Annotated in this window: 18 protein-coding genes; 9 read left to right on the forward strand and 9 right to left on the reverse strand. The window is 55.6% G+C overall.

What is annotated here, in order from left to right:
• Positions 1-16: 16 nt before the first annotated feature.
• The 6 genes from mnmG to ravA form a co-directional block, all read right to left on the reverse strand.
• Positions 17-1,906, reverse strand: a complete 1,890-nt coding sequence (gene mnmG / locus Q3H59_RS20285) for a tRNA uridine-5-carboxymethylaminomethyl(34) synthesis enzyme MnmG (protein WP_192236794.1) — start codon at positions 1,904-1,906, stop codon at positions 17-19.
• 442 nt (positions 1,907-2,348) lie between these two features.
• Entirely contained in the window at positions 2,349-2,789 is a 441-nt protein-coding gene (gene mioC, locus Q3H59_RS20290; protein ID WP_101763915.1) for an FMN-binding protein MioC, read from the reverse strand.
• Between the two features lie 154 nt (positions 2,790-2,943).
• A complete protein-coding gene (gene asnC, locus Q3H59_RS20295) occupies positions 2,944-3,405 on the reverse strand; it encodes a transcriptional regulator AsnC (RefSeq protein ID WP_008106733.1) in 462 nt (153 codons plus the stop codon).
• Between the two features lie 106 nt (positions 3,406-3,511).
• On the reverse strand, positions 3,512-5,638 hold the full coding sequence (gene ovoA, locus Q3H59_RS20300) for a 5-histidylcysteine sulfoxide synthase (protein ID WP_271460984.1): 2,127 nt from the start codon (positions 5,636-5,638) through the stop codon (positions 3,512-3,514).
• Positions 5,639-5,705: 67 nt separating this feature from the next.
• On the reverse strand, positions 5,706-7,166 hold the full coding sequence (gene viaA, locus Q3H59_RS20305; RefSeq protein ID WP_309836578.1) for an ATPase RavA stimulator ViaA: 1,461 nt from the start codon (positions 7,164-7,166) through the stop codon (positions 5,706-5,708).
• Positions 7,163-8,659 (reverse strand): ATPase RavA, encoded by a 1,497-nt coding sequence (gene ravA, locus Q3H59_RS20310; RefSeq protein ID WP_101763937.1) that lies wholly within the window; start codon positions 8,657-8,659, stop codon positions 7,163-7,165. The genes viaA and ravA overlap by 4 nt, the downstream gene beginning before the upstream one ends.
• A 297-nt stretch (positions 8,660-8,956) precedes the next feature.
• Here ravA and kup point away from each other — a divergent pair, with 297 nt between their 5' ends.
• Positions 8,957-10,825 carry a low affinity potassium transporter Kup gene (gene kup / locus Q3H59_RS20315; protein WP_101763918.1) on the forward strand — a complete coding sequence of 623 codons (1,869 nt, stop codon included), beginning with the start codon at positions 8,957-8,959 and terminating at the stop codon, positions 10,823-10,825.
• An 11-nt stretch (positions 10,826-10,836) separates the two neighbouring features.
• Here the strand turns inward: kup and qseC are convergent, their stop codons facing one another.
• Positions 10,837-12,168 carry a quorum sensing histidine kinase QseC gene (gene qseC, locus Q3H59_RS20320; RefSeq protein WP_101763919.1) on the reverse strand — a complete coding sequence of 444 codons (1,332 nt, stop codon included), beginning with the start codon at positions 12,166-12,168 and terminating at the stop codon, positions 10,837-10,839.
• Entirely contained in the window at positions 12,165-12,827 is a 663-nt protein-coding gene (gene qseB / locus Q3H59_RS20325; RefSeq protein ID WP_137386813.1) for a quorum sensing response regulator transcription factor QseB, read from the reverse strand. The genes qseC and qseB overlap by 4 nt, the downstream gene beginning before the upstream one ends.
• Positions 12,828-13,007: 180 nt before the next feature.
• On the opposite strand from qseB, the gene Q3H59_RS20330 reads away from it, so the two are divergent.
• The 7 genes from Q3H59_RS20330 (at position 13,008) to rbsR (ending at position 19,372) form a co-directional block, all read left to right on the forward strand.
• A complete protein-coding gene (locus Q3H59_RS20330) occupies positions 13,008-13,403 on the forward strand; it encodes a YgiW/YdeI family stress tolerance OB fold protein (protein ID WP_176973313.1) in 396 nt (131 codons plus the stop codon).
• Positions 13,404-13,575: 172 nt separating this feature from the next.
• Entirely contained in the window at positions 13,576-13,995 is a 420-nt protein-coding gene (gene rbsD / locus Q3H59_RS20335; RefSeq protein WP_101763922.1) for a D-ribose pyranase, read from the forward strand.
• A gap of 7 nt (positions 13,996-14,002) precedes the next feature.
• Positions 14,003-15,511, forward strand: coding sequence for a ribose ABC transporter ATP-binding protein RbsA (rbsA, locus tag Q3H59_RS20340; RefSeq protein ID WP_101763923.1), 1,509 nt, complete (start codon positions 14,003-14,005; stop codon positions 15,509-15,511).
• Positions 15,508-16,479, forward strand: a complete 972-nt coding sequence (gene rbsC / locus Q3H59_RS20345) for a ribose ABC transporter permease (protein WP_008106756.1) — start codon at positions 15,508-15,510, stop codon at positions 16,477-16,479. The genes rbsA and rbsC overlap by 4 nt, the downstream gene beginning before the upstream one ends.
• Positions 16,480-16,505: 26 nt before the next feature.
• A complete protein-coding gene (gene rbsB / locus Q3H59_RS20350) occupies positions 16,506-17,381 on the forward strand; it encodes a ribose ABC transporter substrate-binding protein RbsB (RefSeq protein WP_137386809.1) in 876 nt (291 codons plus the stop codon).
• Positions 17,382-17,445: 64 nt separating this feature from the next.
• The gene (gene rbsK / locus Q3H59_RS20355) at positions 17,446-18,375 is read left to right on the forward strand and encodes a ribokinase (protein WP_309836586.1); all 930 of its coding nucleotides are present in this window, start codon (positions 17,446-17,448) and stop codon (positions 18,373-18,375) included.
• A gap of 13 nt (positions 18,376-18,388) precedes the next feature.
• On the forward strand, positions 18,389-19,372 hold the full coding sequence (gene rbsR, locus Q3H59_RS20360; RefSeq protein ID WP_309836759.1) for a ribose operon transcriptional repressor RbsR: 984 nt from the start codon (positions 18,389-18,391) through the stop codon (positions 19,370-19,372).
• On the opposite strand, the gene mdtD is transcribed toward rbsR, so the two are convergent.
• Entirely contained in the window at positions 19,369-20,772 is a 1,404-nt protein-coding gene (mdtD, locus tag Q3H59_RS20365) for a multidrug transporter subunit MdtD (protein ID WP_137386807.1), read from the reverse strand. The two genes, rbsR and mdtD, sit on opposite strands and share 4 nt — an antisense overlap.
• On the opposite strand from mdtD, the gene Q3H59_RS20370 reads away from it, so the two are divergent.
• Positions 20,711-20,923, forward strand: a complete 213-nt coding sequence (locus Q3H59_RS20370) for a hypothetical protein (RefSeq protein WP_167391204.1) — start codon at positions 20,711-20,713, stop codon at positions 20,921-20,923. The genes mdtD and Q3H59_RS20370 overlap by 62 nt on opposite strands.
• The last annotated feature ends 216 nt before the right edge of the window (positions 20,924-21,139 follow it).

Consider the following 21,139-nt stretch of genomic DNA (forward strand, 5'->3'; position numbering starts at 1 on the left):
CTCGCCCCAAAGTCGATCAGGCGCTTTTACGCAGCAAGCCCTGTTTTTTCAGGTAAATCAGCAGAATTGAGATGGCCGCAGGCGTGATGCCCGAAATACGAGAAGCCTGGCCGATGGAAGTCGGTTTGTGATCGTTGAGTTTGGCGATCACTTCATTCGACAAGCCATTTACCTGACGATAGTCGAGCTCGACAGGCAACAAGGTGTTTTCATTGCGCAGCTGGCGATCAATCTCTTCCTGCTGACGCGCAATGTACCCTTCGTATTTCACCTGAATCTCCACCTGCTCAGCAGCTTGCTCATCTGACAGTGCCGGACCGTAGCTGGCGAGTGACGTCAGCAGCGGATAGGTCATCTCTGGACGACGCAGCAGATCTTCACCGCTGGCTTCTTTGGTGAGCGGCGCACTGATCACCGCGTTCACTTCCGCCACGTTATCCGATTTTGGATGCACCCACAGATCGCGCAGGCGTTGACGCTCCTGCTCAATCGCCTCCAGTTTCTGGTTGTAGCGCGCCCAGCGGGCATCATCAACCAGACCGAGCTCGCGACCGGCTTCGGTCAAACGTAGATCGGCGTTGTCTTCGCGCAGCATCAGGCGGTACTCCGCGCGTGATGTAAACATGCGGTACGGCTCTTTCGTGCCCAACGTGCACAGATCATCAACCAGCACACCAAGGTAAGCCTGATCGCGACGTGGCGCCCAGCCCTCTTTGTCGGCGGAAGCGCGTGCTGCGTTGAGGCCGGCCAGCAAACCTTGCGCTGCCGCTTCTTCGTAGCCAGTGGTGCCGTTGATCTGGCCAGCAAAGAACAGACCGTGGATAAATTTGCTTTCCAGCGTCGGTTTGAGATCGCGTGGATCGAAGAAATCATACTCGATGGCGTAACCCGGACGGATGATCTTCGCGTTTTCCAGTCCTTTCATCGAACGTACAATCTGCATCTGGACGTCAAACGGCAGGCTGGTGGAGATGCCATTCGGGTAGATCTCGTTGCTGGTTAGGCCTTCCGGCTCCAGGAAGATCTGGTGCGCATTACGATCGGCAAAGCGCATCACTTTGTCTTCGATCGATGGGCAATAACGTGGACCAATACCTTCGATGATCCCGGCATACATCGGGCTGCGATCGAGGTTATTGCGGATCACGTCATGCGTCTGTTCGTTGGTGTAGGTGATCCAGCATGGCACTTGTTGTGGATGCTGTGAAACCTTGCCCATGAACGAGAACACCGGCATCGGATTATCACCGTGCTGCGGTGTCAGCACCGAAAAATCAATCGAGCGTGCGTCGATACGTGGCGGCGTACCGGTTTTCAGACGGTTTACGCGCAGCGGCAGTGCACGCAGGCGTTTTGCCAATGGGATTGATGGCGGATCGCCTGCACGGCCACCGCTGTAGTTATCCAGCCCGATGTGGATTTTGCCATCGAGGAAGGTCCCGACGGTCAGCACCACGGTTTTGGCGCGGAACTTCAGGCCCATTTGCGTCACAGCACCGACGACACGATCGTTTTCCACAATCAGATCGTCAACCGCCTGCTGGAAGATCATCAGGTTTGGCTGGTTCTCTAATGCGGTGCGTACCGCCTGGCGATACAGTACACGGTCAGCCTGAGCACGAGTGGCGCGAACGGCGGGGCCTTTACTCGCGTTTAGTATCCTAAACTGGATACCTGCCTGGTCAATTGCTGTGGCCATCAAACCGCCTAAGGCATCCACTTCCTTCACCAGATGTCCTTTCCCGATGCCACCGATCGCCGGGTTACAGGACATTTGTCCAAGCGTATCAATGTTATGGGTGAGTAACAGGGTTTGCTGACCCATTCGGGCTGCGGCCATCGCGGCCTCTGTGCCCGCATGACCACCACCGATTACGATGACGTCAAAAGGATCTGGATAAAACATGAAGTGGGTCCTCGTTAGTGTTTCGGACAGGGATCGTTGCCCTGGGCGGTGGATTCTACTGAAATAATGTCGGCGGCGAAAGTCGCGGGATCCCGAGGTTTAAAAGAAAGGATCTTAAGTCTTTTATATGATCTTTCTGTTAGATCTACTATTAGGATCGCATCCGGCTGTTGATAACCCCAAAAAATTCAGGCTAAACAGCAAATTAGCGAGGATCATTAGCTGTGAATGATCGGTGATCCTGATCCGTATAAGCTGGGATCAAAATGGCTACTTATGCACAGCCTAAAAAAGAAACAGACGTTGTTATTTGGATAACTACTGGTTATACGCATGAAACAGGCCATGTTATCCACAGTCGATCGCGGGTTTAAGGTAAAAAAACAGCGCAATCAACTGGGGATCATTCTATTTTCCCGATCCCCAGCCACTAAAGATCGTTTTAAATCTGCGTTTTCCATGTGGCGACCCACACTTCGGCCGCGTCTTCCGGGATCTCATGCTCCAGCACGTCGATCTCCAGTCGATCGCCAATGCGTTTGGCGCCCAGTTGGTTCAATTGCTCTTCCAGCAGCTTGATCGCGCCGCAGAAAAGATCGTATTCATGATTACCGATGCCGACTGCGCCATAACGTAAGCCAGAGAGGTCCGGTTTTGTTTCCTGCAGTGCTTCATATAAAGGAAGCAAATTATCAGGCAGTTCACCGGCACCGTGCGTGGAGGTAACGATCAGCCAAATCCCTTCCGGTAGCAGCTCATCCAGCTCTGGGCCATGCAGCACCTCGGTTGAGAAGCCCGCTTCCTGCAGTTTTTCTTCCAGATGTTCAGCAACATATTCGGCGCTGCCAAGGGTACTTCCACTGATTAACGTAATATCGGCCATGATGCTCTCCCGCACTAAAGGCGAGCATTGTACGCTGTGATCAAGCCGTGATCCACCTGTGGAAAACAGGGTTAACAGTAGAAAGCATCAGGCGGCAAGTCGCGCTATACGCGCGATCTGCCGGGGATAAGTTTGTGCACAGATTAGAGAGGGATCACGGCTTAATGGTGCGCATGATCGGGTTTTGCAGGGAGATCAGGGTTTCGGTGGACTGAATTTCGTCGATGGTCTGGATCTTATTGATCAACACCTGTTGCAAGGCATCGATTGATCGGCACATCACTTTGATAAAGATGCTGTAATGACCGGTGGTGTACCAGGCTTCCACCACTTCATCCAGCGCGTCGAGTTTGCTCAGAGCCGCCGGATAATCGCGCGCGCTTTTAAGGATAATGCCGATAAAGCAACACACATCGAAGCCGAGCTGACGCGGATCGATCTCCACGCGCGTGCCCAAAATAATGCCCGCCTGACGCATCTTCTCCACCCGCACATGAATGGTGCCGGGGCTGACGTTGAACTGCTTGGCGAGCTCGGCATAGGCGGTACGCGCATTCTGTAGCAGCGCATTCAGAATGCCGCGATCCAGGTTATCCAGCTGAAGGTGTTCCGCCATTGTCCATCCTCGTTGAGTTCTTCTTCTATGAATAGAGGAGAATGTGCAGCAAATTAGCGGTGCAGGCAAGGTGCAGACAACAGCCATGCCGTTGTCTGCCTGCTTTTTAGCGTTTACGCCAGAAGGTCACTTGCGCCTGCGTGTGCTGGAATTTGCGCGCCGTTTCGCGGATCACAAAGGGTACATCCTGCGGCGGTGCCACTTCGTCAAAGGCATCACGTAACAGACGCTGCAGCGCCTGATAGGTTGTCAGCGCTTCACCATTTTCGCGAACACCGCCCAGCCAGTTTTCTTTCGGCGTGAAATCTTCCAGCCAGGTATACGGCGATGACAGCACCAGCAAACCACCGGCGCGGATCATCGGCGTGACATCCTGCAGGAAACGTTTTGGCTGACGCAGACGATCGATCAGGTTAGAGGCCAGCACCAGATCGTAACGGTCCGGCTGCGGCTTCAGGTTACAGGCATCGCCCTGCACAAACTGAATACGCTGCGCTTGCTCAGCTTCCAGACCAAACTCTTTCAGCCGCACCTGACGATACTCCACCAGATCGCCCTCTTCGGGCACCACATAGCGGAAATCCTCACCGGAGGTCAGCTGCAGCGCAACATCAATAAAGCGCGCCGAGTAATCCATGCCCGTTACTGCCTCGAAGTGGCGCGCCAGTTCAAAGCTGGCCCGCCCAGTGGCGCAGCCGATATCCAGCGCCTGACCCCGCGCAGTACAGTGCGGCAGCAGTTTTTCCACCAGCGCAGCCGCGTAGTTGGGTACGTTGTAGTAGCTCGGTCCGTACTGGAAATCGAGATACTGCGACACCATGCTGTCGGTTTCATAAGGATTGAGCGTCATGCTCTCTTCATGGGAAGAAACGACATAGCGGAAACCGGCGTGCTGGAAGAAGTGACGACGGAAAGCGTAGCGCGCAGATTTCAGCGCTTCATTGCCGGTGGAAATCCAGCTGCCACCTTTGATCAGCGCATGTTTGCCATCAAAGGTTGGTGTGGAGAAATCGTCGTAGAGCGGATGCACCTTAAAGCCTTCGAAACCGTTGGTTGGCGTCGTGGTCCACTGCCAGACGTTGCCGACGATGTCGTAAAACTCACCTTGTGCGAAGCGATCGACCGGGCTGGAGGAAGCCCAATATGCCAGATTGATGTTGCCCGGCGCTTCAGTCCAGTCCGGCTGATCGCCGCCAACTTGCTCACGCAGCTGCGCCCATTCGGCTTCGCAGGGAAGCTGAACAGATTTACCGGTCTCTTCCGCCAGCCAGCGACAGAACGCGGCGGCTTCCAGTTGATTCACTTCCGCCGGCCAATCCCACGGCATCGCCACTTCTTCGGCCAGCACGCGCAGTTTTAGCTGATCGGGCAGCTTTTCGTCACCGACCCAAAATGTTGGCATCTGCGCACCGGAAAATTCACGCCAGCCCCAACCTTCGTCATCCCACCAGCGGCGATCGTTATAACCGTCCGCCGCAATAAAACGATAAAACTCAGCATTGCTGACCAGCATTTTGCTGGCCTTAAACGGCTTCAGTTCGGTTTGCTGGCTACCGTATTCGTTATCCCAGCCATAAGTGTCGTCGGTTTTGCCCTGCTGCACACGGCCGCCGGGCATTGCGATCAGAGAGTTTTCCGGTACCGATTGACGATCGTGACGCGCCTGCGGGCAAACTGGCCAGTGCGGCTGCGGCTTAACCCATTCAATCGGCAACTGGCGCATCAGCACGCTGGAGGTTTCCAGATGAATACGTTCGTGTTCTATGCCCATCAGAATCACCCACGCCGGGCTGTCCCAGTCGATCGGCAGTTCCAGCGGCATGGTGCGAATAAACTCACTCACCAGGCTTTTCACTTTGCCACGATAGTCGCGCACTTCTGCGATGGTCGGCCAGTCGTAATGGCTGTCGTTGAGATCGTCCCAACTCATCTCATCCACGCCGATCGCCATCATCGCCTCAATACGATCGTCAACGCGTTGATCGAGATAGCGGCCTGCCATCAGCTTATTAATGTAAAAGGTTGCGGTGTGACCAAAATAGAAGATCAGCGGATGGCGCAACGAAATGGCTTTGTTAAACCAGGCGCGCTCGTCCGCCAGGCAATCAAACAGGCTTTCATACAGTTCCCAGGTTTGGGTGAAGTACGCCAGCAGCTCGGCCCGTTTTTGTTCGGAGTGTTGGCCGGAAAGTTTCAGCGTACGGGTCGGTGCGGGAAGTTGGGCGGTCGTCACAAGGTGCTCCAGTTTGCTAAATGCTCGAACTTATCAATATAGCAAATTAGCATTTCCGCCAGATGAATTAGCGCTGCCAGCGGCGCAGCAGACGGCTTTTCAGGCCGGTATCGAAGCGCCAGATGTGATCGAAGATGCGCAGAATGCCGGGTTTGCCATGCAGCGACATTGCTACCGCGTGGAAGCGCTGTTGATGTTGGCGCTGACGCTGCTTAATGGTGCTGACGATGTCGTCCGGCAAACGCTGGGCAATAAAATCCGAAACGATCACCGCATCCGCTTCCTGCCACGCGCTGCCTTCCATGCGTTTCACCACCGCCGCAAGGCAGGCCGCGAGATCGGTACCGCCGCGAAAACGCTGGCTGAGGAAACGGATCGCCTGCTCAATGCCGTTATCAGCGGTGAGTTCATAACCGATCACTTCATGAGCAAACAGCATGATATAGCAGCGGCGCTTATCCGCCAGCGCCACTTTCAGCAGCGCCAGGCAAAAGGCTTTGGCGCAGCGCTCATTGAAACCGCCCATCGATCCGGACGTATCAACGCAAACGATAAACGGGCCGCGCGGTTGCTCCTCATGCTGCTGGTGGCTGGCCGGACTCATGGTGACTTTTTCGTGCCACGCATCGCCCTGCAGACGATAAGTCAGCAAGCGTTTCTCGACTAAGCGCCGATAAAACTCCAGCTCTAACTCGCTTATGCTCAATGCCGCCAGCTCAGGTGGCAACAGACGCAGCACATCATCGCTTTGATGAATGCCGCTGACTTCTTCCGGTACGTTATCCGGTTCGCGCACCAGCTGGTGAAACGCTTCCAGCGGTACATCCTGCGACGGCACCGATTTGGCCTCGCGGCTGCGACCCAGCTGCTGCGCCAGCTTCATCAATTCCGGCTGCTGGGCGAGGAAATCGCCGTACTGCACAATCAGTTCATAATCGCCGTGCTGCAGCGGCGCTTTGCTTAAATCCCACAGGCGTCCGGCGGCAGCTTCATCGTCATCGGTAAGAATCGGCGCCAGCTGACCGCTGATCGCCATGCGCTGCTGCAGCTCGGCCATCAAGCGTTCGCGCTGCTCTTCCAGAAGGGTTTCATTCAGCGTCAGCGTTTGCAGCGTCAGGCTGAGACGCCAGCGTTGCAGGAACAAGGTGTGTTGCGCGTTGCTGAGCTGGTCGCTTTCAGCATTCAGCAGCAGTTTGCTGGCTTCTTCGATGAACGGCGACGGCAGGCTTTTCAGCTGCGTCATAATGTTGGGTAACTGCTGGGTGAAATGTTGCGTGCTGAGTAGCTGCATCTGTTGAAACAGCTGAAACTCCTGCGCCAGCGCTTCTGGCACCGGCGTGACTTTGATCTGCTCGGCGATCTCCGATCGCCAGCGCGGCAGATCGCGCAACATGGCTTGTTTCAGGCGGGGAAATTTCTCAAAGAACAGCGCCAGTTGCGGTGAGGCGAGCAGCGCGATAATCAGCTCTTCGATTAACTCGGTTTCGCCAATCGACAACAGCGCACTCAGCGTCTCCAGTGAGATCATTTTCTCGCCTGTTTCAGCTGTTCCGCGACATCCTGCAGGCTGGTTTCGATGCGTGCCAGCCAGTCATCGCTAATGAACAGACAGCGCTGATGCTGGCTGAACAGCGTGCGCTGCGCGCGCAGCTGGGTTTCCAGCGCGTCATATTCATCAGCGATCTCCTGCGGCATCTCGCTGCTGCTGCTGGCGCCCGGCAGCGTCAGACGCGTGGATTGCAGGCTGACATCGCGCAGCGTCAAACAGTGATGAGTATCCACCAGCATATCCAGCGTCTGACCAAAGCCGATGCCGTTCAGCTTGCCACGGATTTCACCACCCTTCAGCAGCCACTGATCCAGCGCTTCGCGGCCAATCAGAATGTGCGTCACCTGCATGTCGTGCAGCATCAACGGTTGTTGCAGCATTAGCGTCAGTTGATCATCGGTGATGGCGGCGGGTAATTCGTAGTGCGGTTTGCGGCTGAACATGCCGCTGTGTTTCTCCAGCGTCAGCGCTTGCGCCACGCTTTGCTGCTGTTGCAGCGCCAGCCGGCGGCTTTTGATCTGCTGCAGCTTATGTAGCAGCGCCTGTTGCTGCCACGCGTGTTGCGACATTAGCGTATCGATTTCGCGATCCAGCATTTTCATCGACGCCACGTCATGCCACAGGCAATCTTTCAGCAGCACTAAGTCGATGGGCGCGATGGCCACGCGGCCGCTGTAAAAGGCGCTGGCCTGTAACAGGTGAATGGCTTTCTTCCAGCGACGATCGGAAATGTACGGCGCGTCCGGCAGCGTTTCTAACTGCTGACGAAGCTGATAAATCAGTTCAAACACATGATCCGGTAAACTGACCTGGCTGATGCCTTTCTGCCACTGCTCATACTCTTCGTCGCTGATGCGCAACGATTCCGCCACTGGATTGTCGTTTTCATCCTGCTGGTGGGTGAGCATGCTGCGGAAGTTCTGCTTCTCATGCACGTTATCCAGCCACAGGCGAATCAACATGCGGTCATACAGCGCTTCCAGGCCACTATCGGCTTCCGGCAATTCGTTGGAAGCGGTAACCAGCAGGCGCATTGGGATTTTTTCTTCGCTGTCGCCATTGCGGAAGCGGCGTTCGTTAATGGCAGTCAACAAGGTATTAAGAATTGCCGGGCCGGCTTTCCAGATTTCGTCGAGGAAGACAATTTCGGCATCCGGCAGATAACCTTTGGTCAGACGCTGATAACGCCCTTCATCTTTCAATGCCTGAATCGACAGCGGGCCAAACACCTCTTCGGGGGTGGAAAAACGGGTCATCAGGTATTCAAATGCGCGGGCGTGCTGGAAGGCATATTTCAATCGGCGGGCAATCAGACTTTTGGCGATGCCCGGCGGCCCGAGCAGAAACACACTTTCGCCACTTAAGGCAGCCAGCAAACAGAGGCGGATCGCATGATGGCGTTCATACAGCCCTTTTTCCAGAGCGTTGCTCAGGCGAGAAATTCTTTCTGCCAAAAGATGGGGTTGAGCCATAATCACATCATTATCCTTTTGATCCTGGTGCCGTCATAGTCTGGCGAGCGCAATACTCTACTGATTATCATGCGCGATTGCGTTGATAGCCGTCAGCTTTTTTGTTTCAGAAGGTTGATGCGAGAAAACTCGCCGCTTCCAACGGTTTTTTGGCGCTATTTTCGGCGAAAAACCGCGTCACCGACGCGATGGTGACACTTTGTAAGAGTAGGTTTTTTTGGGAATATGTGCATACTGTGCGCTTTTTGATGGCTTGAGCGGAAGGCAAGCGCCTCCGGCTCCAACAAAAGACAACTTATGAGCTCGGATAAGAAACAGTCCCTTGGGGCAGTCACGCTGGCGGCAATTGGCGTGGTGTATGGCGATATCGGTACCAGCCCACTCTATACATTGCGTGAATGCCTCTCTGGTCAGTTTGGATTTGGCGTGGAGCGCGAAGCGGTTTTTGGCTTCCTGTCGCTGATTTTCTGGCTGCTGATTCTGGTGGTGTCGCTAAAGTACATCAGCTACGTAATGCGTGCAGATAACGCCGGTGAAGGCGGGATTTTAACGCTGATGTCACTGGCCGGACGAAACACCGGCGCCAGAGCCACCGCGATACTGGTGATCATGGGCCTGATCGGCGGCAGCTTCTTCTACGGGGAAGTGGTGATCACGCCGGCGGTGTCGGTGCTATCGGCGATAGAAGGTCTGGAAATTGCCGCGCCGAGCCTCGATACCTACATCGTGCCGTTGGCGATTGCGGTGCTGACGTTGCTGTTTGTCATCCAGAAGCACGGCACCGGCATTGTCGGTAAGCTGTTCGCGCCGGTGATGCTGCTGTGGTTTATCATCCTCGCCGTATTGGGTGCGCGTAGCATCATTAATAATCCTGACGTGCTGCACGCCATGAATCCTTACTGGGCGCTGCACTTCTTTATTCAATACAAAAGTGTCTCTTTCTTCGCGCTGGGCGCGGTGGTGCTGGCGATTACCGGCGTGGAAGCGCTGTATGCCGATATGGGCCACTTCGGTAAATTTCCGATTCGTCTCGCCTGGTTTATCGTGGTGCTGCCTTCACTGGTGCTCAACTACTTTGGTCAGGGCGCGCTGCTGCTCAAACATCCTGAAGCGATCAAAAACCCGTTCTTCCTGCTTGCGCCGGATTGGATGCTGATCCCGATGTTGATTCTCGCCACCTTAGCCACAGTGATCGCCTCGCAAGCGGTGATTTCCGGCGTGTTCTCATTAACGCGTCAGGCAGTGCGTCTCGGCTATTTGCCGCCGATGCGCATTGTGCACACCTCAGAAGAGGAGTCCGGGCAGATCTATATTCCGGTGATTAACTGGCTGCTCTACTTCTCGGTGGTGATTGTGATTGTCGGCTTCGAGCACTCCAGCAATCTGGCGGCGGCTTATGGCATCGCGGTCACCGGCACCATGGTGCTGACCGCCATTCTCTGTTCTACCGTGGCGATTCAAAACTGGCACTGGAACCGCTATCTGGTGGTGCTGATTCTGATTGCCATGCTGATCATCGACGTGTCGCTGTTCTCCGCCAACCTGATCAAGGTGTTCTCCGGCGGTTGGCTGCCGCTGACGCTGGCGCTGATGATGTTCATCATCATGACTACCTGGAAAAGCGAGCGTTTCCGTCTGCTGCGTCGTATGCATGAGCACGGCAATTCACTGGAAGCGATGATTGCGTCGCTGGAGAAATCGCCGCCGGTACGCGTGCCGGGCACCGCGGTGTATATGTCGCGTGCGCTGAATGTGATTCCGTTTGCCATGCTGCATAACCTCAAGCACAACAAAGTGTTGCATGAGCGCGTGGTGCTGCTGACGCTGCGTACGGAAGATGCGCCTTACGTGCACAACGTCCGTCGTGTGACCATCGAACAGTTGTCGCCGACCTTCTGGCGCGTGGTGGCGAGTTACGGCTGGCGCGAAACGCCAAACGTCGAAGAGATTTTCCACCGCTGCGGTCTTGAAGGCCTGAACTGCCGCATGATGGAAACCTCCTTCTTTATGTCGCATGAATCGCTGATTATCGGCGATCGTCCGTGGTATCTGCGCCTGCGCGGCAAGCTGTTCCTCGCGCTGCAACGCAATGCGCTGCGCGCGCCCGATCAGTTTGAAATCCCACCGAACCGCGTGATCGAGCTGGGAACCCAGGTCGAGATTTAACGCTGTGCGCGTCACCAACTTAAGGTGACGCGCAATCCTCCGCTGGCGCGCTGGCTGAACTGCAAGCGAACGCCGTGCAGCTGGGCAATATTTTTCACGATGGAAAGCCCTAATCCGCTGCCGGTTTGCGCCTGTCCTGGCGGTCGCCAGAAGCGTTCACCCAACCTTATCAACTGCTCATCGCTGACGCCTGGCCCGTTATCATCAACGGTAATGGCGCGGGCATTGAGCTGCACATCAACAGTGCTGCCCGACGGCGAATAGCGCAGCGCGTTATCCAGCAGATTGCGCACCATCAACCCCAGTAACAGCGGATGACCGTTCATCACCGGTTCGGCGTGGCTGGTAAACTGCAAAGCGGTGTTTTGTTGTTCTGCCTGCGGGAAGTGCTCCGCCAGCAGGTTTTGCAGCAGCGGTGCCAGCGCCACCGGTTGAAACTCGCTGCGCAGATCGTCGGCTTCCACGCGTGACAGCGTTAAGAGCTGATCCACCAGACGCGTGGCACGCACGATGCCGCTATCCAGTTGTTGAATCGCCCGTTTGCGCATCGCCTCATCATCATCTGCCAGCTGAATCACTTCACTCTGCACGCGCAGTGCCGCCAGCGGGCTGCGCAGTTCATGGGCGGCATCGGAGGTAAAGCGACGTTCGCGCTGCACCAGATGCGCCATACGACTGAACAAGCCGTTAAGCGCCACCACCAGCGGCTTCACCTCTTTAGGCAAGCGCGTGTCCGGCAATGGCGTGGCATCATCCGGCGCACGCTGATGCAGGGAAAGCGTGAGGCGTTTCAACGGGCGCAGCTCGAACCACACCAGCGCCAGCAGCAGCAGCAACATAAAGGGCATGGCAATCAGCCACGGCAGCAGGCTGCTGAGCGCCAGATCGCGCGTCATATCTTCGCGGTATTCCCATTCTTGCCCGACCACCACGCGATAGCGCTTATCCTCGGAGGTGAGCCACACCAGGCGCCAGCTGTCTTTATCGCCGCGCAGTCGTCCATCAACAAAGCCATCGCGCTGATGATCGAATTGCAGATCGCGACCGTTTTCGCCGTCGTTCAACAACGGTTGGCCTGCCGCGCTGAAAATGGCAAATGCCAGCGCATCATCATCCTGATCGCCGCGGTGATGGCGCAGGATCGCTTTGGTTTTCGGCAACGTCACGTCCTGCAGTGAGGTGGGATCAAGCGCTATCAGCCGTTTGGCGAAAAGCATCTGCTGAGTATCAAACAGCTCGTTCACCGTATCGCGGGTTTGATGCCAGGCGCTGAGGCCGGCCAGGCCGCCGCACACTATAATCAGCAGCACAAAGCCGATGGCGAGGCGCAGAAACAGACTCATTCCGCCGCTCCCAGCGTATAACCGACGCCGTGTACGGTACGAATAAACTGGCTGCCGAGTTTCTTGCGCAGATGATGAATGTGCACTTCCACCGCATTGCTGGAGACATCTTCATCCCAGCTGTAGAGCTTCTCCTCCAGCTGACTGCGCGTCAGCACGCGGCCAGGATTACGCAGAAACAGTTCCAGCAGCGCCAGTTCGCGGCTTTTCAGGCTAACGGGTTCGCCATCGCACAGCACGCTGTGGCTGCCGGGCGCCATTACCACGTTGCCGTGTTTCAGTTCCGGCTGCAGTTGCCCATGACGGCGACGGATCAACGCCTGCAAGCGTGCCGCCACTTCTGTTAACGCAAACGGCTTACACAGGTAATCGTCGGCGCCGAGTTGTAATCCCTGTACGCGCTGATCGAGCGCATCGCGCGCGGTGAGAATCAGCACCGGCACATCGTGTCCTTGCTGGCGCCACTGACGCAGGATATCCAGACCATCGCGTTCGGGCAGCGACAGATCCAGCACCACCGCGTCCCAGGGTGCGGCGGTCAACGCCTGAAATCCGGCTTCGCCGGAGACAAACCAATCCACGCTGAAACCAAGTTTGGTCAACCCGACTTTCAAACCGTCGCCAATCAGCGTGTCATCTTCAATCAGTAAAATGCGCATCAACTCTCCTTCTGTTAAGCGGAGTTATACGAAGCACAATTGCTCTTGTACAGCGAAAATCCCGGCAAATAGACTATTTTTCATGAATGTTAGCCAAACGGATTCTCTTAAGATCCTGTTAAGAACCTTATGGTGAAATAGCTCCCGTAAACCGACACATTCATGGAAAAGAGGTGAATTATGAAAAAGTCTGCAGCTCTGTTAGCGATTGTCGCCCTGGCCGCCACGCCGGTTCTTGCCGCTCAGCAAGGTGGCTTTGTTGATCCCAATGCGCCATCCGCGCAGGTGAAGTCCGGCGGGTTCAAAGCCGATAACACCAGCGTTGTCACGGTGAAACAGGCCGAAGAGATGAAAGACGATAGCTGGATTACCGTGCGCGGTACGCTTGAGAAGCAAATCGGTGATGAGGATTATCAGTTCCGTGATGCCACCGGCACCATGAAAGTTGAAATCGATCATAAACGCTGGAACGGTTTGACCATCACGCCGAAGGATCAGGTAGAACTGACCGGCGAACTGGATAAAGATTTCAACTCCATCGAACTGGACGTGAAACAGGTACGTAAACTGCCGTAATGCCATCTTCGGGGCCGCAGCAGCGGCTCCAAAATCCCACCAAACTCAAATTCTCTCCGGCACAAGCGAAACGTTTCGATGGCGATCACATTTCCGTGATGCCGCCATTGAGTTGCCGTGCGCATTTTATACACTCCCGATCAGCGAAACGTTTCGCTGTGGAGTGGAATAAATGAAAAAAGGTCGCTTGTTAAACGCTGAAGTCTCACATGTGATTGCTCGCCTGGGGCACACCGATACGCTGACGATTGCAGATGCAGGCTTGCCGATTCCGGCCGGTCCACAGCGCATCGATCTGGCGTTAACGCCGGGTACGCCCGAATTTCTACAGGTAGTTGACGTTGTCACGCAGGAGATGCAGGTCGAAAGCGCCCTGATGGCGGAGGAGATTAAGCAGCACAATCCGCAGCTCCACAGCGCACTGCTCGCCGTGCTCGAAGCCTTGCAACAGCACCAGGGGAATGTCATCACCATCCGTTACACCAGCCATGAACAATTCAAACAACATACGCAGCGTAGTCAGGCGGTCATTCGCAGCGGAGAGTGTTCTCCGTATGCGAATGTCATCCTGAGCGCCGGCGTGACCTTCTGAGGCCGCTATGCAACCGTTATTGCAACTCAAAGGAATTGAAAAGTCGTTTCCTGGCGTGAAGGCGTTGAATGGCGCATCGCTGGCCGTTTATCCGGGACGCGTGATGGCGCTGGTGGGTGAAAACGGCGCGGGCAAATCCACCATGATGAAAGTGCTGACCGGCATTTACAGCATGGATGCCGGTTCCCTGCAGTGGCTGGGTAAGGATGTGGCGTTCTCTGGCCCGAAAGCGTCGCAGGAAGCAGGCATTGGCATTATCCATCAGGAACTGAACCTGATTCCGCAGCTGACTGTTGCCGAGAATATCTTCCTTGGCCGCGAATGTGTTAACCGCTTTGGCCGCATCGAATGGAAAAAGATGTATGCCGAAGCGGATGCGCTATTAAAGCGCCTCAATCTGCGTTTCGACAGCCACAAGCTGGTGGGCGATTTGTCGATTGGCGATCAGCAGATGGTCGAGATCGCCAAGGTGCTCAGCTTCGAGTCGAAAGTCATCATTATGGATGAACCGACCGATGCGCTGACTGATACCGAAACGCTGTCGCTGTTCCGCGTCATCAATGAACTGAAAGCGCAAGGCTGCGGCATCGTCTATATCTCGCACCGCATGAAAGAGATCTTCGAGATTTGCGATGACGTCACCGTGTTCCGCGATGGGCAGTTTATTGCCGAACGCGCGGTGTGCGATCTCAGCGAAGAGAGCCTGATCGAGATGATGGTCGGCCGCAAGCTGGAAGATCAATATCCGCGTATCGATCAACAGCCGGGCGAGATCCGCTTAAAAGTGGAAAATCTCAGCGGTCCGGGCGTTGATAACGTCAGCTTTACGCTGCGCAAAGGGGAAATCCTTGGCGTGTCGGGTCTGATGGGCGCAGGACGTACTGAACTGATGAAAGTGCTGTACGGCGCGCTGCCGCGCAGCAAAGGCAAAGTGACGCTGAACGGCCGCGAGATCGTGACCCGCTCTCCGCAGGATGGCCTCGCCAGCGGCATTGTGTATATCTCGGAAGACCGCAAGCGCGATGGTCTGGTGCTCGGCATGTCGGTGAAAGAGAACATGTCGCTGACCGCGCTGCGCTATTTCAGCACTGGCGCGGGCAACCTGCGCCACAGCGACGAGCAACTGGCGGTGGGCGATTTTATCCGCCTGTTCAACGTTAAAACTCCGTCAATGGAGCAACCGATTGGTCTGCTGTCTGGCGGTAATCAGCAAAAAGTGGCGATTGCGCGTGGCCTGATGACGCGCCCCGATGTGCTGATTCTTGATGAGCCGACACGCGGCGTCGATGTCGGGGCAAAAAAAGAAATTTATCAGTTAATTAACCAGTTTAAAGCCGAAGGGCTGAGCATCATTTTGGTGTCGTCGGAAATGCCGGAAGTGCTGGGCATGAGCGATCGTATTGTGGTGATGCATGAAGGCCATCTGAGTGGCGAATTTTCCCGTGAGCAAGCTACCCAGGAATCCCTGATGGCGGCGGCAGTCGGTAAGCAACACAGCGAGGAGTTAGTTGTATGAGCACCCAAACCTTACCCGCCAGCCGTCGTTGGTTTAGCAAAGCCTGGCTGCTGGAGCAGAAATCACTGATTGCATTGATCGTGCTGATCGCCGTGGTTGCCAGCCAGAGCCCGAACTTCTTCACGCTGGCCAACATGTTCAACATTCTGCAGCAGACATCCGTCAACGCCATTATGGCGGTCGGCATGACGCTGGTGATTCTGACCTCGGGCATTGATCTGTCGGTGGGATCGCTGCTGGCGCTGACCGGCGCGGTGGCGGCATCGATTGTCGGATTAGAGGTGAATGCGCTGGTGGCCGTTGCGGCTTCGCTGGCGCTGGGGGCGGCGATTGGCGGTATTACCGGCGTGATTGTAGCGCGCGGCAAGGTGCAGGCTTTCATCGCCACGCTGGTGATGATGTTGCTGCTGCGCGGCGTCACCATGGTTTACACCAACGGCAGCCCAATCAATACCGGTTTTAACGATAACGCCGATCTGTTCGGCTGGTTCGGTATCGGTCGCCCGTTGGGCATTCCAACGCCGGTGTGGCTGATGGTCGCGGTGTTCGGGCTGGCGTGGTACATGCTGCATCACACGCGCCTTGGTCGTTACATCTATGCGCTGGGTGGCAACGAAGCGGCCACGCGTTTGTCGGGCATCAACGTTAATCGCGTTAAAATCATCGTCTATTCGCTGTGCGGCCTGCTGGCGGCATTGGCGGGCACCATCGAAGTGGCGCGTCTCTCTTCCGCACAACCTACAGCGGGCACCGGTTATGAACTGGATGCGATTGCTGCGGTGGTGCTGGGCGGTACCAGCCTGGCGGGCGGTAAAGGTCGCATCATGGGCACGCTGATTGGTGCGTTGATCCTCGGTTTCCTGAATAACGGCCTGAATCTGATGGGCGTATCGTCTTACTACCAAATGATTGTTAAAGCCGTCGTCATTCTGCTAGCGGTGCTGGTGGATAACAAAAGCAGTAAATAACTCTGACCTTCACACAGGATTTAAAAATGAAAAAGTTAACTGCATTGGCCGTCATTCTTGGCGCCACCCTCAGTGCTGGCGCGATGGCAAAGGACACCATTGCTCTGGTGGTATCTACGCTGAATAATCCGTTCTTTGTGTCACTGAAAGATGGCGCACAGAAAGAAGCTGACCAACTGGGTTATAACCTCGTAGTGCTGGATTCGCAGAACAACCCGGCGAAAGAGCTGGCGAACGTGCAGGATCTGACAGTGCGCGGCACCAAGCTGCTGCTGATCAACCCAACTGATTCTGATGCGGTGGGTAACGCCGTGAAGATGGCGAACCAGGCAAATATTCCGGTGATCACGCTGGACCGCGTAGCAGCACAAGGCACCGTGGTGAGCCACGTAGCTTCTGACAACCGCTTCGGCGGCAAAATGGCCGGTGACTTCATCGCCAAAAAACTGGGCGATGGCGCGAAAATTATTGAACTGCAAGGCATTGCCGGTACCTCTGCGGCGCGTGAGCGCGGCGAAGGCTTCAAACAGGCAGCCGATGCCCACAAATTCAACATCCTGGCGAGCCAGCCTGCTGACTTCGACCGTACTAAAGGTCTGAACGTCATGCAGAACCTGCTGCAGGGACATCCGGATGTGCAGGCCGTCTTCGCTCAGAACGATGAAATGGCGCTGGGCGCGCTGCGTGCGCTGCAAACCGCGGGTAAAACCGACGTGCTGGTGGTGGGTTTTGACGGCACCGCTGACGGTGTGAAAGCCGTAGAATCGGGTAAACTGACCGCGACTGTGGCGCAGATGCCAGACAAGATTGGTATGATTGGCGTGCAGACTGCCGATAAAGTATTGAAAGGCGAGAAGGTGCAGGCGGTTAATCCGGTTGACCTGAAGCTGGTGACCAAATAATAAGTAAAGAAAAGCAGGGCAACGCGCCACCGTCCTGGTGGCGCATCTTTCTGGATGAATCCCAATGACCACAAGCGCAAAACTGGCCGTTCTCGGCAGCATCAATGCCGATCACATCCTTAACCTCGCCCATTTTCCACGTCCGGGCGAAACGGTGATCGGGAAACAGTATCACATTGCTTTTGGCGGCAAAGGGGCCAATCAGGCAGTGGCTGCGGGCCGTGCCGGTGCAGACATTGCTTTTATTGCCTGTGTAGGCGCTGATGATATTGGCGAGCGTATTCGTCAGCAGTTGCAGCAAGACCGCATTGATACCGCACCGGTTGAAACTGTCGCAGATGAATCGACCGGTGTAGCGATGATCTTCGTGAATGGCGAAGGCGAAAATAATATCGGCATCTATTCCGGTGCCAATGCCGCGCTGACGCCGGCTCGCGTTGCGCAGCATCAGCAGGTGATTGCCGATGCTGATGCGTTGCTGATGCAGCTGGAATCTCCGCTGGAAAGCGTTCTGGCCGCCGCGAAGGTTGCTCGCGCGCAGCAGACGCAAGTGATCCTGAATCCCGCACCGGCCACGGCGCTCTCTGATGAGCTGCTCGCGCTTATCGACATCATCACGCCAAATGAAACCGAAGCTGAAATTCTCACCGGTATTGCGGTGAAGAGCGATGAAGATGCCGCGCGTGCTGCTGCGGCATTGCATGCGAAAGGTATTGCTACCGTGTTGATCACGCTAGGCCGTCGCGGTGTGTGGCTGAGTGAGCAAGGCAACGGCGTGCGCATTCCGGGCTTCAGCGTGCAGGCCATCGATACTATCGCAGCGGGCGATACCTTCAACGGGGCATTTATTACCGCACGTCTGGAAGGTGTGGCGATGCATGATGCTGTACGTTTCGCCCATGCCGCCGCTGCGATTGCAGTGACGCGTCCGGGCGCGCAGCCCTCAGTGCCGTGGCGCACTGAGATTGACGCCTTCCTGCAACAACAGGACTAAGCGCTTGGCTACCATGAAAGATGTCGCCCGCCTGGCGGGCGTCTCTACCTCCACCGTTTCACACGTCATCAATAACAATCGCTTTGTTAGCGAGCAGGTGCGTGAAAAGGTGGAACAGGCGATTCGTGAGCTGAACTATGCGCCGTCCGCGCTGGCACGCAGCCTGAAGATCAAACAAACCCGCACCATCGGCATGCTGCTGACCGCCAGCAGTAACCCGTTTTATTCCGAAGTGGTGCGCGGCGTAGAAAACAGCTGTTACGAACGCGGCTATAGCCTGATTCTGTGTAATACCGAAGGCGATGAAGAGCGTATGAATCGCAGCCTCGAAACGCTGATGCAAAAGCGCGTCGATGGTTTACTGATGATGTGCACCGAAACCCATCTGCCGTCGGCGGAGATCCTCAATCGTTATCCCTCGGTACCGATGGTGATGATGGACTGGGCGCCATTTGAAGGACGCGGCGACATTATTCAGGACAACGCGCTGCTCGGCGGCGAACTGGCAACCCAGCATCTGATTGATCGTGGCTACACGCGCATTGCCTGTATTGCCGGGCCGCAGGATAAAACCCCCGCGCGTTTGCGTCTTGAAGGTTTCCATAAAGCGATGGCCAACAGCGGATTATCGGTTCTGCCGGGTTTTGTGGTTGATGGTGATTTCGAGTTTCAGGGCGGCTTCAACGCCATGAATCAACTGCTGACGCTGGATACGCTGCCAGAAGCGATATTTACCAGCAACGATGCGATGGCGGTTGGCGTCTATCACGCCTTGTTCCAGGCCGGATTGCGCGTGCCGCAGGATATTGCGGTGATGGGCTATGACAACATTGAGCTGGCGCGTTACCTGACTCCGCCGCTTAGTACCATCCATCAGCCGAAAGATGAGTTAGGTGAACTGGCGATTGATACCTTGATTCATCGTATGAGCGATCCCGACGCCAGTCAGCAAACGCTGGTGCTGACGCCGGAGCTGGTGGAGCGCGGTTCGGTCTAAGTCGCTTTCTTCTTTTTCTCGCGGTTGGCGATCAGATTACGCCCATCGCTCGGACGTAACATCATAAAGGTAAAGGCAGACAACACCGTGACGACGCCCATCGTCAGGAAGGTGGCGTGGAATTGCGCGACGGTTGTGGCCTCGACATCCTGATAGAAACGCAGCACTGCGGCACTCACCGCCACGCCAAAGCTGATCGACAGCTGCTGCGTTACCGCTAGCACACTGTTCCCGCCGCTGGCGTTCTCATCATTTAAATCTGCCAGCGTGATGGTGTTCATCGCGGTGAACTGCGTTGACATCGCCATCCCCAGAATCAACAGTGCCGCCAGCAACATCACCACGCTGCCACCCGGCGATTGCAGTGAGAAGGTGGCGATCAATATGCCAATAATAATGGTGATACCTACCAACGTATGGCGATAACCAAAGCGGCGTAGCACTTGCGTCACCGTGGATTTCGCCAGCAACGCGCCAATCGCCGTTGGACCCATCATGCAACCGGCAATCAGTGCGGGAAAACCAAAGCCCACCTGCAACATCAGCGGCATCAGGAACGGAATGCAGCCGGTTCCCAGACGCGAAGCTATGTTGCCAATGATGCCGACCGAGAAGGTGCGGGTTTTAAACATTGGCAGATTAATCAGCGGTGCCGGATGGCGACGCGCGTGCACTATATAGAGAAGAAGTAATGCAATGCCGCCAAACAGCACCAACAACGCTTGCCACGGCAACACCACGCGCTCGCCAAACAACTCGATACCGACCGAGATCAGCACCAGACCCAAACCAAACAGCAGGAAGCCTGAAAAGTCGAAGCGGCGTTTTGGGGTAGTGAAGTCCGGCATATATTTGCGTGCGTAGAAGATGCCAGCGATACCGATGGGAATGTTGAGGAGGAATATCCAGTGCCAGCTGGCGTAGGTCACTAACAATCCGCCCAGCATTGGGCCCAGAATCGGGCCTACTAAACCCGGCATGGTAACGAAGTTCAGCACCGGCAGCAGTTCACTGCGTGGATAAGCGCGTAACAACGCCAGGCGCGCGACGGGCATCATCATCGCCCCGCCTATCCCTTGTACCACGCGCGAGACCACCAACATGCTCAGCGAGCCGGATAAGGCGCAGGCCAGCGAACCCAGCGTAAATAGCGATACCGCAAGAATGAAGATTTTGCGTGTGCCGTAGCGATCGGCTAACCAGCCACTCACCGGAATCAGCATCGCTACCGTTAACGTGTAACTGATGATGGCGGATTGCATGGCAAGAGGGGAACGTTCAAGGCTGGTGGCGATAGCAGGAAGCGCAGTATTCAGGATGGTGGCATCAAGTGCTTGCATGAAAAACGCCATGGCGGCGATCCAGGGCAAGCCGGCCATGCTGCGCGCGGAGCGAATCATTGAAAGTCCTTCTCGAATAATTGTCAGCCTGCGACAAAGAAATTACGTTTGGTTAAAGAGAATAGCATTGGTGTTTAAGGTGATGGCGCTGATTTATGCCGATGAAGCGGCGATTTTGACTGATTCTTCGCCGGGAAATGTCCGTTTTTAACGCGTTCGTTTAAAAAAGAGGCGCTCAGTCATTTTTTTGCAATTAACCCTTGTCAGCTCCGAATAACTCCCTATAATGCGCCACCACTGAGACGGCAAAGCGGCAACGCAGACGGCTTGGCAGGGAGTGAAGAAATTCATTCCGCCGGATGAAAGCGCTGAAAAAAGTGTTTGACTCCGAAGGAGAGTAGCGTAGTATACGCCACCTCGCGACAGA

Origin of the sequence: Pantoea sp. SORGH_AS_0659 (assembly GCF_031453915.1) — a bacterium.
Lineage (GTDB): Bacteria > Pseudomonadota > Gammaproteobacteria > Enterobacterales > Enterobacteriaceae > Pantoea > Pantoea leporis.